10 protein-coding genes are annotated in these 12,650 nt (G+C 69.1%); 3 read left to right on the top strand and 7 right to left on the bottom strand.

Going from position 1 to position 12,650, the window contains the following annotated elements; genetic code table 11:
* Positions 1–22: 22 nt before the first annotated feature.
* From HNR30_RS34310 to HNR30_RS34295, 4 genes are all read right to left on the bottom strand, one after another.
* Positions 23–871, bottom strand: coding sequence for a TatD family hydrolase (locus HNR30_RS34310; protein WP_181614260.1), 849 nt, complete (start codon positions 869–871; stop codon positions 23–25).
* A 2-nt stretch (positions 872–873) separates the two neighbouring features.
* Complete coding sequence (gene metG / locus HNR30_RS34305) at positions 874–2,412, bottom strand: methionine--tRNA ligase (RefSeq protein ID WP_181614259.1); 1,539 nt, start codon at positions 2,410–2,412, stop codon at positions 874–876.
* A 49-nt stretch (positions 2,413–2,461) separates the two neighbouring features.
* Positions 2,462–3,760 carry a hypothetical protein gene (locus HNR30_RS34300; protein ID WP_181614258.1) on the bottom strand — a complete coding sequence of 433 codons (1,299 nt, stop codon included), beginning with the start codon at positions 3,758–3,760 and terminating at the stop codon, positions 2,462–2,464.
* Between the two features lie 185 nt (positions 3,761–3,945).
* Positions 3,946–5,163 carry a glycosyltransferase family 2 protein gene (locus HNR30_RS34295; protein WP_181614257.1) on the bottom strand — a complete coding sequence of 406 codons (1,218 nt, stop codon included), beginning with the start codon at positions 5,161–5,163 and terminating at the stop codon, positions 3,946–3,948.
* A gap of 294 nt (positions 5,164–5,457) precedes the next feature.
* Between HNR30_RS34295 and HNR30_RS34290 the strand changes: the two genes are divergently transcribed.
* Positions 5,458–6,753, top strand: a complete 1,296-nt coding sequence (locus tag HNR30_RS34290; protein WP_246379892.1) for a hypothetical protein — start codon at positions 5,458–5,460, stop codon at positions 6,751–6,753.
* On the opposite strand, the gene HNR30_RS34285 is transcribed toward HNR30_RS34290, so the two are convergent.
* Together HNR30_RS34285 and rsmI are read right to left on the bottom strand one after the other, a co-directional pair.
* A complete protein-coding gene (locus tag HNR30_RS34285) occupies positions 6,704–8,230 on the bottom strand; it encodes a dolichyl-phosphate-mannose--protein mannosyltransferase (protein WP_246379890.1) in 1,527 nt (508 codons plus the stop codon). The two genes, HNR30_RS34290 and HNR30_RS34285, sit on opposite strands and share 50 nt — an antisense overlap.
* A gap of 6 nt (positions 8,231–8,236) precedes the next feature.
* Positions 8,237–9,070 carry a 16S rRNA (cytidine(1402)-2'-O)-methyltransferase gene (rsmI, locus tag HNR30_RS34280; RefSeq protein ID WP_181614255.1) on the bottom strand — a complete coding sequence of 278 codons (834 nt, stop codon included), beginning with the start codon at positions 9,068–9,070 and terminating at the stop codon, positions 8,237–8,239.
* 60 nt (positions 9,071–9,130) lie between these two features.
* On the opposite strand from rsmI, the gene HNR30_RS34275 reads away from it, so the two are divergent.
* Entirely contained in the window at positions 9,131–10,699 is a 1,569-nt protein-coding gene (locus tag HNR30_RS34275) for a dolichyl-phosphate-mannose--protein mannosyltransferase (protein ID WP_181614254.1), read from the top strand.
* A gap of 113 nt (positions 10,700–10,812) precedes the next feature.
* On the top strand, positions 10,813–11,727 hold the full coding sequence (locus HNR30_RS34270) for a hypothetical protein (protein WP_181614253.1): 915 nt from the start codon (positions 10,813–10,815) through the stop codon (positions 11,725–11,727).
* On the opposite strand, the gene HNR30_RS34265 is transcribed toward HNR30_RS34270, so the two are convergent.
* Entirely contained in the window at positions 11,724–12,605 is an 882-nt protein-coding gene (locus tag HNR30_RS34265) for an aminoglycoside phosphotransferase family protein (RefSeq protein WP_181614613.1), read from the bottom strand. The genes HNR30_RS34270 and HNR30_RS34265 overlap by 4 nt on opposite strands.
* Positions 12,606–12,650 lie beyond the last annotated feature (45 nt).

The raw sequence follows: 12,650 nt of genomic DNA, 5'->3' as shown, positions 1-12,650 counted from the left end.
CAACCAGATCACGAAAAGATGGTCACCAACTACCGAAGGCGGTGTTTCCGTTGGCAGTGATGGCCCGGCAGAGCTCGTCGGGATGCATCTGCTTGACCTCGGCCAGGCAACGCACGATGAGCGGGATCAGGTAGGGAGCGTTCGGCTTGCCCCGGTGCGGGACCGGCGGCAGATAGGGCGCATCGGTCTCGACCAGGATCAGCTCGGCAGGCGCGACAGCCGCGGCCTCACGGAGATATCCGGCGTTCTTGTAGGTCACCGGCCCGGAGAACGACATGAAGTATCCGGCTTCGGCACACTGCTTGGCCATCTCCGCGTCGCCCGAGAAGCTGTGGAAGACCACGACGTCGGGGGCGCCGACGGCACGGAGCACCGCGAGCACGTCGTCGTGCGCGTCACGGTCGTGGATCACCAGCGCCTTGCCGGTGCGCTTGGCAATCTCGATGTGGGCGCGGAAACTGGCGTGCTGATCGTCCTTGGACGCCCAGTCGCGGTAGTAGTCGAGCCCGGTCTCCCCCACCGCCCTGACCTTCGGAAGGCCCGCCAGCTCCTCGATCTCGGCGAGCACCTCGGCCGTCGAGGCGAACGACTCGTTCGGATGGATCGCCACGCCCGCGTAGATGTCGGGGTGGAGCTCGGCCAGATCGGCGTTCCAGCGCGAGGACGGCAGGTCGTAACCGATCGTGACCAGCCTCGTCACCCCGACACGGCGCGCCTCGTCGAGCACGCTCGCGACCGTCGCCGAGGCCGCCTGGGCGGCCTGCGCCACCGGATCCCCCGAGGAGGCCTGACGCTTGCCGACCATGATGTCGAGGTGGCAGTGGCTGTCGAACACCTCGACCGGCAACGGCTCCGGCGCGTCGGGGAGCATGCTCAGCCCTCCAGGCGCGGGAAGAGGATCTCGCCCTTGGTGATCGTGGCGCCCTCGGGCAGCACACCCCAGCGGCCCGCCTCGTGCACCTTCTGGGCGGGCAACGCGCCCAGGTGCTCCTCAGCGCCGAGCGAGAGCCACAACTTCTCGGCGGTCGCGGGCATCACCGGGTTGAGCAGCACGGCGATGGCCCGCAGCGACTCGGCCGCGGCGTAGAGGATCGACGCCAGCTTGGCCTGGCCCTCGGGAGAGGTGTCCCTGGCCACCTTCCATGGCTCCTGCTCCGACAGGTAGAGGTTGACCTTGCGCACGAAGTCGAAGATGTGGCCGAGGCCGCCGGAGAAGTCGAGGTCTTCACCGATCGCCCGGTCGGCCTTCTCGACGGCCTCCCTCAGCGGGCCGGCGAGCGACTCGTCGGAGCCCGCGGGCAGCACCCCGTCGAAGTACTTGCCCACCATCGCCGCCACCCGCGAGGCCAGGTTGCCGAAGTCGTTGGCCAGTTCGGAGGTGTAGCGGGCGGTGAAGTCCTCCCACGAGAACGAGCCGTCCTGACCGAACGGGATCGCGCGCAGGAAGTAGTAGCGGTAGGCGTCGACGCCGAAGTGCTCGGTCAGCTGGCGCGGCGAGATGCCGGTCAGGTTGGACTTGCTCATCTTCTCGCCGCCGACCATGAGCCAGCCGTTGGCGAACACCCGGCCGGGCAGCGGCAGCCCCTGCGCCATGAGCATCGCCGGCCAGATCACGGCGTGGAAGCGCAGGATGTCCTTGCCCACGAGGTGCACGTTCGCCGGCCAGATGCGGTCGAACTTCGCCTGGTCGGCGCCGTAGCCGACGGCGGTGGCGTAGTTGAGCAGGGCGTCGATCCACACGTAGATGACGTGCTTGTCGTCCCACGGCACCTTGATGCCCCAGTCGAAGCTGGAGCGGGAGATCGACAGGTCCTGCAGGCCGGATCTCACGAACTGCACGACCTCGTTGCGGGCGCTCGCCGGCTGGACGAAGTCGGGATTGGCCTCGTAGAACTCCAGCAGGCGCGTGCCGTACTCGGACAGCTTGAAGAAGTAGTTGTCCTCCTCGAGCCACTCGACCGGGCGCTTGTGGATCGGGCACAGGTCGCCCTCGAGCAGGTCGCCGGGAGCCTTGTACTCCTCGCAGCCCACGCAGTAGGGGCCGGTGTAGCTGCCCTTGTAGATCTCGCCCTTGTCGTAGAGGTCCTGGACGAACTCCTGCACCCGCTGCGTGTGGCGCGGCTCGGTGGTGCGGATGAAGTCGTCGTTGGCGATCTCGAGGTGCTCCCAGAGCGGCTTCCACGCCTCGCTCACGAGCTTGTCGCACCACTCCTGCGGGCTGACGCCGTTGGCCTCCGCCGTACGCATGATCTTCTGGCCGTGCTCGTCGGTGCCCGTCAGGTACCACACGTCCTCGCCGCGCTGACGGTGCCAGCGCGTGAGCACGTCGCCCGCCACCGTGGTGTACGCGTGACCCAGGTGAGGAGCGTCGTTGACGTAGTAGATCGGCGTCGAGACGTAGTAGGCGGCCATGCGGGAAATCCTATCGGGGTGTCTTTCCGCGCATGGCCGCATGTGCGGGTTAGCGCACGTCGACGTAGTCGCTGCCGCTGGTGGCCTTGGTGAAGGCCCAGCCGCCGCCGTAGACCGCGCGCCACGTGCCGTCCGCCTTGGCGGTGAAGGCGCGGCTGAAGTTGCCCTTGCCGCTGGTGGTGATGCCGCCGAGGGTGCTCCAGGTGGTGGAGCCCTTCTTCCTGAACTGGATGCTCACCCAGCCGCCGTTGAGGTGACCGTAGGCGGTGCCGGTGGTGTTGGTGCCCTGGAGCACGCCGGTGACGGTGATCCGCTTGCCCTTGCGGACGGGCTCGGGACCGGCGTTGAGGGACACGATGCGGGCGTGACGCTGCAGGTCGTAGGTGAAGCTCGACGAAGCGGTGACGCCGTGGCTGTTACGCACGACGACGCCGCAGGTGGCCTTGTTCGGCGCGCCGGGCATGACCCACATGCCGCCCTCGAAGACGCCCGAGACGGTCTCGTCGAGGTCGAAGGTGTAGCCGCCGCAGGTGACGTCAGCGTCGGAGTCGTCGGTCTTGGTGTAGACGGTGATGTCGACGCCGGTCTTCTTGCCGGGGTAGCGGATGGCGGCGTCGTCGACGTCGATGTAGGAGATCTTGACGGGGAACAGGGCGGCGTCGAGGGCCTTCTGCGCTTCCGTCACGACCTTCTCGGCCTCGGCCCACAGGCCCTTGAGGCGGTCGGCCTCGGCCTCGAGGTCACGAGCGGCGGTCCACAGCGGGACGGCCTCGCCCTCGAGGGTGGTGGCCTTGGCGTCGGCCTCGTCGAAGGCGGCCTTTTTGCCGGGCAGGCGCTCGGCGGCCTCCTCGAAGCGAACCTTGCCGGCGCTGAGCGCCTCGACGGCGGCGTCGAAGGCGGCCTTGGCGGCGTCGCGGTCCTTGGTGGCCTGCTCGACCTGCTCGGGGGTGGCCTCGGCGAGCGCCTTCTCGGCTGCCGCCAGCTTGGCCTGGGCCTCCGTCACGGCGCTCTCAAGGCCGGGGATCGCGGCGTGGGCGGCCGCCTTCTCGGTCAGCTCGTCCTCGTAGACGCCCTTCAGCCGGTTCGCTTCGTCGCGGGCCTGCGCGGCCAGGGCCTTCGCGGCGTCGGCCTTCTCGTCGGCCGCGACGTAGAGCTCCTGGGCCGCACGGTAGGCGTCCTCCGCCTTGTCCGCGGCCCGGATGGCCGCCCGCAGCGCGAGCCGCAGCTCGTCCACCGTGGGCGCGGCCTGGACCACGGCGCCGGCCGGGGCGGCGAAGGCGGCGGGGATGACGACGCCGGTGGTGGCGGCGGTCGCGGCGAGCAGGGAAGCGAGGGCGCGCTTGCGCACAGGTAACTCCAGTGGTGATTCGGCCCGCGGTTCACAGCGGACACACAGTTAAGACTTAGAGAACATAAGGTCCACTTCTTCGTAAAGAGTGACAAAACGGACGGGAGATCGGCTAACAAGTTGATAAACGCCGAGGAGCCCCCGGAAAACCGGGGGCTCCTCGGCGAGTGCGAGAGTGCGAAGGATCAGACGCGCTGCTCGCGCGTCACCCTCTCGGCCGCCTCCTCGGCGGCCTTGGCGGCCACGTCGATCGACGACTCCCGGGTGCGCCGGATGCCCAGGATGCTGACGAACAACGCGGCGAAGATGGTCTGGAAGCTCATGATCAGCGCGGTCGCCGCGGGCACGACGATGCGCAGCGACTCGCGCGGGTCGAGCTGGCCGAAGCTGCGCACCTGCCAGTGCACCAGCGACATCACCAGGCCGACGACGCCGGCCAGGGCCAGCAGGCCGCCGACGACCAGGCCCTTCTCCAGGGTGACGATGCTCACCAGCTTGCGGATGCGCGGCGACTCGGGCAGGAAGCCCTCCTCGGCGGCGTAGACCTTGGTGAACACGGCGAACAACATCGCCTGGAACCCGATGACCACCGCGGCGGACGCTCCGACCAGGGTGTCGACGTCGAAGGCGAGCTCGCCGATGCGCACCGGGCCGAAGGTCAGCGCGGTGCCGGCCACCAGGCCGACGACCATGAGCACGAAGCCGGGGATGAAGAACAGCCACTTGGGGCTGTAGAGCATCAGGAAGCGCAGGTGGCGCCAGCCGTCGCGCCAGGAGCGCAGGTGCGGCGGGCGGGAGCGGCCGTCGGGCGAGAGGGTCGTGGGCACCTCGCGCACGTCGAGGCCCTGCAGCGTCGACTTGACGACCATCTCGGAGGCGAACTCCATGCCGCCGGTCTGCAGGCCGAGGCGCAGGATCGAGTCACGGCGGAAGCCACGCAGGCCGCAGTGGAAGTCACCGATGGCGCTGGGGAAGAACAACCGCCCGATGAACGACAGGACGGGGTTGCCCAGGTAGCGGTGGAGCGGAGGCATGGCGCCCGGCTTGATGCCGCCCTTGAAGCGGTTGCCCATGACCAGGTCGGCGCCGTCGCGCAGCTGCTCCACAAAAGGGAGCAACGCCGTGAAGTCATAGGAGTCGTCGGCGTCGCCCATGATGACGTACTTGCCGCGTGCCGCGCGGATGCCGCCCATCAGGGCGTTGCCGTAGCCCTTCTCGTCGACGTGGACCACGCGGGCCCCTGCGTCACGGGCGAGCTGCTGCGACCCGTCGGTGCTGCCGTTGTCGGCGATCAGCACCTCGCCGTCGATGCCGTGCTCTTCCATGCAGGCCAGAGCCTTGCGAATACAGACTTCTATGGTCTCTGCCTCATTGAGGCAGGGCATGACCACCGTCAGTTCCACGCTTTAACCCTCCGGTCATGACTCTTCCAGCCAACCATGATGCCCTCTGCCCCCAGATGCTCGGGTCAAGTCCGCGAAACGCCTGGCATCCTTGTGGGCATGGTGAGTGTCGCGGATCAATCCGCCGTCAATCACTCAACACCGCGCCGAAGCCTACGGATCCGGATGTTTCTTCGGCATAACCGAGTGTTTGTGGCGGCCTTCGCCGTAGGAGCGATCCTTCGGCTCATCACCATGTTCGGGTACGGCCCGGCGATGTGGTTCAACGATTCGTATCAATACGTAAACGTTGCTTTGCATCCGCGCGCCGACGTCATCCGACCGGTCGGTTACAGCCTGTGGCTGTTCCTGCTCAAGCCGTTCAGCAGCCTCACCCTGGTCGTGTTCACCCAGCACCTGATGGGCCTGGCCACGGCGGTGCTCGTCTACCTGCTGCTGCGCCGCAGGTTCGGCCTGCCCGGCTGGGGCGCGACGCTGGCGGCCGCGCCCGTGCTGTTCGACGCCTACCAGATCCAGATGGAACAGCTGGTGATGTCCGACTCCATGTTCACCCTGCTGGTGGTGGGCGTGGTCACGCTGGTCCTGTGGCGCGAGCAGCTGACGTGGCGCATCGGCGCGGCCGTGGGACTCATGCTCGCGGTGACCGCCCTGACGCGGTCGATCGGCCTGGCCATCCTCGGCCTCGTGGTGCTCTACCTGCTGGTCAAGCGGGTGGGCTGGAAGCCGATCGTGGCCATGGTGATCGCCTGCGCGCTGCCGGTGCTGGGCTACATGGCCTGGTTCAGGTCCGACAACGGCAAGTTCGGGATGACCTACAGCGACGGGCTCATCCTCTACATGCGCACCGCCGTGTTCGCCGACTGCAAGAAGATGGAGATCGACCCGCGCAAGGAGCTCGACCTGGCGCTGATGTGCCTCGACGTCGAGCAGCGCAAGCCGTACGCCCAGTGGTACCTGTGGGGCCAGGGCCAGGGCCGCGACGACGGCACGGCCAGCGAGATCCTGCACCGCTGGCCGGGCAAGAAGTTCGACGAGTTCAAGAACGAGATCGCCGGCCGCTTCGCCAAGCGGGCGATCATGGCTCAGCCCGGCGACTACCTGCGCGTGGTGGCGACCGACTTCCTGCGCTCCTTCCACTGGGGGCGGCCGCAGTTCCCCGACGCCAAGACGTTCAACCAGTACGAGTTCCGTCCCGACCAGCCCGCGCGCCTGGAGGTCTGGTCGACGTACCAGGGGCGGGCCGACACCGACGCGTTCATGTACGAGCAGGGCCCGCCAGAGACCAAGACCAAGCAGCCCTGGGCGACGTTCATGGACGTCTACCAGGACTGGTTCTTCCTGCGCGGCATCATGCTGGCGCCGATCATGCTGATCGGCCTGTACGGCGTGGCCAGGCGCTGGCGGCGGCTGGGCGGGCCGGTCGCGCTGCCCTGGCTGGCCGCCTTCGGGCTGCTCCTGGCTCCCGCCGCGACCGCGGAGTTCGACTACCGCTACGTGCTGCCCGCCGTACCCCTGGCGTGCCTGGCCGCGGCGATCACGCTCAGACCCAGGTCCGCAGCAACATCCGCGCCCACCACTCCGAGTGAGTGATCGTCTGGCCGCTGAGCACGGGCGCCAGCCACCAGAAGTTGATCAGCACGATCAGCGTGTAGGCGCCCACGCCGGCGGCTCCGACCGCCCGCCGTACGGGTGAGGCGTCGGATCTGCCCAGCGCCTGCCCCGCCAGGAAGGTGACCGCCAGCACCATGAACGGCACGAGCGGGATCATGTAGAAGAAGTACATCGTCCGGTTGTGGGAGATCGCGTAGTAGAGCCACGGCGCCCACCCGGCCACGTAGGCCAGGAGCACCGCGCCGGCCCGCCAGTCGCGCGAGGAGGTGTACCAGGCGACCATGCCGATCAGCGCCGCCGCCGCGCCGAACCACAACGCCGGCGTGCCCACCGCCAGCTCCGCCTGCACGCAGCGCTGCGCGCCGCAGCTGATCTCGCCCTGCCAGTGGAAGGAGATCGGCCGGTTGAGCAGCGGCCACTGCCACGGCTCCGACATGTAGCTGTGCGTGCTGGTCAGCCCGGAGTGGAAGCTGAGCACCTGCTTCTGGTAGTCGAGCCAGGAGCGGAAGGAGTCGAACAGGAAGAACAGCGGCCCTGACGAGGTCGCCTGCTCCCAGTTGCGCCCCCAGCCCTTGTCGGTGACGAACCAACCGGTCCAGGTGGCCATGAAGGTCACCGCGGGCACCAGCGCCATCGCCGACAGGGCCGTGGGCAGGTCCCGCAGGATCGCCCCCTTGTACGGCAGGCGCAGGCCCACCGCCCGCCTGGCGCCCATGTCCCACATCAGCGACAGCACCGCGAAGGCGATCAGGAAGAAGATGCCCGACCACTTGACCGCGCAGGCGGCGCCCAGGCAGACGCCGGCCGCGATGCGCCAGGGCCGCGCGCCGAGCCAGGGACCGTGCAGGGTCACCGGCGAGGTTTCGTACCAGAGGGCCAGGCGCTCGCGTGCTTTGTCGCGGTCGACCACCAGGCACGCGAAGCCGGCCAGCACCCAGAACATCAGGAAGATGTCGAGCAGCGCGGTGCGCGACATGACGAAGTGCAGGCCGTCGAGCGACAGCAGCAGCCCGGCGAGGCAGCCGAGCAGGGTGGAGCGGGTCATGCGCCGGGCGAGCCTGGCCAGCATGAGGATCGACAGGGTGCCGACCAGGGCGGCGGCGAACCGCCAGCCGAAGGGGGTGACCCCGAAGAGCCACTCCCCCACGGCGATCATCCACTTGCCGAGCGGCGGGTGGGCGACGTAGGAGCCGCCCGCGTCCCAGATGTTCAGGTCGCCCGCCATGATCATGCGGTCGGCGATCGGGTTCTTGTCGTCGCCCAGCGTCTCCTGCTCGGCCCCGAAGGTGAGCAGCGCGTAGGCGTCCTTGATGTAGTAGGTCTCGTCGAAGACGATGGCCTTGGGATGGCCGAGATTGATGAAGCGCATGGCGCCACCGAGGACGGCCACGAGCACCGGTCCCACCCACCCCCAGAGCGCGCTCTCCTGCATCGGGGGGACCAGTCTGCGTAACATCGACACCTATGCTCTCCTGTGGACGGCGTCGTAGAGCTCCCGTTTGACCAGGCCCATGGACTTGGCCACCTCGGAGATGGCGTCCTTGGCCTTGGTGCCGTTCCCCACCATCTCATCCACCAGGGCGATCGCGTCTTCCATCGACCCCTGACCCGGCACATGGCCTGACACGACGATGGTGATCTCGCCCTTGACCCCGCCGGCCGCCCACTCGGCGAGCTCGGCCAGGCCGCCCCGCCGTACCTCCTCGTAGGTCTTGGTCAGCTCGCGGCAGACCGCGGCCCGCCGGTCGGGGCCCATGGCCTCGGCCATGGCGGCCAGGCACTCCTCCAGCCGGTGCGGGGCCTCGAAGAAGACCATCGTGCGCTGCTCGGTGGCCAGCTCGGCCAGGCGCCTGGCGCGCTCGCCCTGCTTGCGCGGCGGGAAACCCTCGAAGCAGAACCGGTCGGAGGGCAGTCCGGAGATCGCCAGCGCGGTGGTGACGGCGCTCGGCCCCGGCAGGGCGGTGACCGGAATGCCCGCTTCGACCGCCAGGCTGGTCAGCCGGTAGCCCGGATCCGACACGCCCGGCATGCCCGCGTCGGTAATCACGACCACGGTCGCGCCCGCCCGCAGGCTCTCGATCAGTTCGGCCGCGCGCGCCGCCTCGTTCTGGTCGTAGTAGGAGACGATCCGCCCCCGGATCTCCACCTCCAGATCGGTGGCCAGGCGGCGCAGCCGCCGCGTGTCCTCGGCCGCCACCACATCGGCCGTCGTCAGAAGGTCTCGCAGCCGGGGCGAGGCGTCCGCTGCCTGTCCGATCGGCGCCCCCGCCAGCACCAGCCTGCCGTGTTCGCTCACCCAACCATTGTGGCCGTGTTTTTTCGGTAAGCACCCGCTTGGGGCCCGTACGATGTCCGAATGGCGGTGACCGATTTCCTCAACCTCAAGGAAACCAGACTGAGCGCGCCGTCGGTGCGTGATCGTCTGGTTCCCCCCATGCCGGGCAACCCGCTGTGGGGCTGGCTGGGACCGATCCTCGTCATGATCTTCGGTGGGGTGCTGCGTTTCCTCAATCTGGGACACCCCAAGGCTGTCGTCTTCGACGAGACCTACTACGCCAAGGACGCCTTCTCGATCATCACCAACCTGGTCGAGCGCACCTTCATCAAGGACGCCGACAAGGCGATCCTGGCGGGCAACACCGACGTCTTCGCCAACGAGCCCTCCTACGTGGTGCACCCGCCGCTGGGCAAATGGCTGATCGGCGCGGGCGAGTGGCTGTACGGCATGAACCCGCTCGGATGGCGCGTCGCGGCCGCCTTCTTCGGCACGCTGTCCATCCTGATCATCGCCAGGCTGGCGCGCCGCATGACCCGCTCGACGCTGCTGGGCTGCTTCGCCGGCCTGCTGCTCGCCCTCGACGGCCTGCACTTCGTGCTCTCGCGCACCGCGCTGCTCGACATCTTCCTGATGTTCTTCGTCCTGGCCGCCTTCGCCTGCCTGGTCGTCGACCGCGACAAGGCGCGGGCCAGGCTGGTCGACTGGTACGAAACCTCCGCCGTCACCGCCGAGGGACCGTGGCTGGGCGTCAGGCCCTGGCGCATCGCCGCCGGGCTCATGCTGGGCGCCGCCTGCGCCGTGAAGTGGTCGGGCGCGTTCTTCTTCGTCTTCTTCATCATGTCGTGGCTCTGGGACGCGGGGGCGCGCAAGGCCGTGGGCCTGCGCTCGCCGTACCGGGGCGCGCTGGTCAAGGACGTGCCCACCGGGCTGATCGCCGCCGTCGTCGTGCCGGCCGTGACCTATCTCGTGAGCTGGACCGGCTGGTTCGTCACCGACAAGGGCTGGGGACGCAACTGGGAGGAGGCGACCTCGTCGGGGCCGTTCTACTTCCTGTTCAGCTCCTTCCGCTCCCTGGTCGACTACCACCTTCAGGTGCTGAGCTTCCACTCCGATCTGACCAGCACCCACCCGTACCAGTCGGAGCCGTGGTCGTGGCCGCTGCTCCTGCGCCCCGTCGCCTTCTACTACGAGGGACGCCAGGACGTCTGCGGGGTCAAGGACTGCTCCGAGGCCGTGCTCGGGGTCGGCACGCCGGTGATCTGGTACGGCGCGCTGGCCGCGCTGGTCGCCCTGATCGCCTGGTACGTGGCCTCGCGTGACTGGCGCGCGGGAGCCGTCCTGCTGGGCTACGCGGTGGCGTGGCTGCCGTGGTTCTACTTCGCGTTCAAGGACGACAGGACGATGTTCCTGTTCTACGCGATTCCCATGCTGCCCTTCATGATCCTGGCGATCACGCTCTGCGCGGGATTGCTCATAGGGCCGAAGGGCTCGTCCCAGACCCGGCGCACCGTCGGCGCGGCGATCGTCGGATCGTTCGCGCTGCTGGCGCTGATCAACTTCTGGTGGCTGTACCCGGTCCTGTCGGCCGAGGTCATCCCTTACACGCAGTGGAAGGCCAGAATGCTCTTCGAGAAGCGATGGATCTGACCCGGTTACAGCTGGCTTGATGGTGATTTCGTAGGGTAGTCGCTGTGCAAGAGCCAATACGCACCGGTTTCGGTCATCGTCAGGGCCGGGGTCGATACGGCAGACTTCGAGGCATGCCCGCACCGGACGTGGCCGCGCTCCTGGCGCTGCTGGACCCAGCCATCGCCGACGAGGCCAGGACCGCCGTGGAGTGGCTCACCGGAGGTGAGCCACTCGAGACGGTGACCCAGCTCGACGTGTGCGAGTTCCTCTGGTTCACGCTGCCGCTGAAGGTCGACGGCGACCCGGTACGGCTCGCCCGCGCGCTGGGGCAGCTGCTCACCCTCGGCGGGCTGTCCCGCTACGCCGAGATCTGCACCTCGGCCGTGACCCTGCGGATCTTCCGCGTCTACGCCGAAGACGGGCAGGACGCCGGCAACGCCGCCTACCAGGAGGCCCTGGCGGCCACCGGCGTGCTGCCTCCCGACGTTCCCGAGCTCGCCTGGAGCATGATCATGGGTCCGGAGGAGCTGGGCGCCCACGTGGCGTGCTCGGCCGCCCTGGAGCTGGCCCAGCTGTCCGACACCCCGTTCGACGCCGTCGAGCTGACGCGTGACTGGCTCACCCGGCCGCGTGCCGAGCTGGGCGGCGACAGCTGGCTGCACCGCGTGCACGGCGAGCGGCTCAACCGGTGGGTGCTCGGCCGCGGTGAGGCACGCCGCGAGCTGGCCCAGCCGTTCGAGGTGCGGCTGCACGCCCCGGTGCCGCTCGACCCCTCGCTGGAGCCGGTGGCCAGAGGGCTGATCTGCGGCGAGCCCGACGAGGTGACGCTGCTCCTGCTGGCCGACGGCTCGTCGTGGTCGGCGGAGTCCCTGCAGGAGCGGGTCGGCGCCGTGGCCGGCCGTACCTCCTCCGACCTGCTCCCGCGGCTGGCCTCGCTCGGGCTGCTGGCCGACCCCGTACGGCTGACGCCGACCGGCCAGCTGGTCGCCCTGTCGGCGCTGCGATCACACGCGTTGCGGCCACGGAAATACGTGACCCCGGGCTAGCCGAGGATGCGCGCGATCGTCGTACGGCCCATGGCGCTCATGGCCGGGTTGCTCTCGGCGTAGTACCAGGCCGCGCCGAGGGCCTGCTGGAAGGCCCAGGCGCGGCCGCGCTCCCACTCCAGGTCGTCGCTGCCCAGCTCGCGGCGCAGCACCCCACGGGGACCCGCCTCCAGCAGGTGCCAGGCGCCCACCAGGTCGAGGGCGGGGTCGGCGGGGCCGAATCCCCCGCCGTCGAGGACACCCGCGAGCCGCCCTCCGTCGACCAGCACGTTGCCGGGGATCAGATCGCCGTGGTTCATCGTGTCGGGAGCCTCGCGCGGCAGCTCGCGCAGGTCCGACCACAACCGCCTCAGCCGCGGGACGTCGAACAGCTCCTCGCTGCGTCGCAGGCACGTCTCCACCCACTCGTCGTGGTCGCTCAGCCGCCCGCCCCTGCCGCCGCCGGAGAAGGTACGGCCCCGCGTGTCGAGAGCACGCAGCCCGGCGATGAACTCGGCCAGATCCCGGGCCAGCCCCTCCGACCCGCCCGCACCGGCCGCCGAGGCCACGACGCCGGGCAGCCAGGTCTGCACCGACCACGGCATCGGATAGCCCTCACCCGGCTCCCCGATCGCGATCGGCTCCGGGGTCGGGAAGCGGGTGGCACCGGCCAGTTCGCGTGAGGCCCGCGCCTCGCGTTCGAGCCAGTCGCGTGCGGCGGCCGGATCCTTCGGCTCCAGGGGGAAGCGGGCCGCCAGGCCGTCGCCGATGCGGAAGATCGCGTTGACGGTGCCCTCCCCCGGGACACGGCTGACGGGCAGGCCGCGCCACTGGGGGAACTGCCCGTCCACCAGGGCCCGTACGGTCTCGGGTGCGACGGTCAGCTCGTCGGCGTGCATCTTCACCGGTCGAGCCTGCCACGCGCCGGACTCCCGCTGCCAACG

The sequence above is a fragment of the Nonomuraea soli genome (genome assembly GCF_013761175.1).
GTDB classification, from domain to species: Bacteria; Actinomycetota; Actinomycetes; order Streptosporangiales; family Streptosporangiaceae; genus Nonomuraea; species Nonomuraea soli.
Note: the sequence above shows the minus strand (reverse complement) of the source record. Positions and strands in the feature narration are given on the sequence as shown.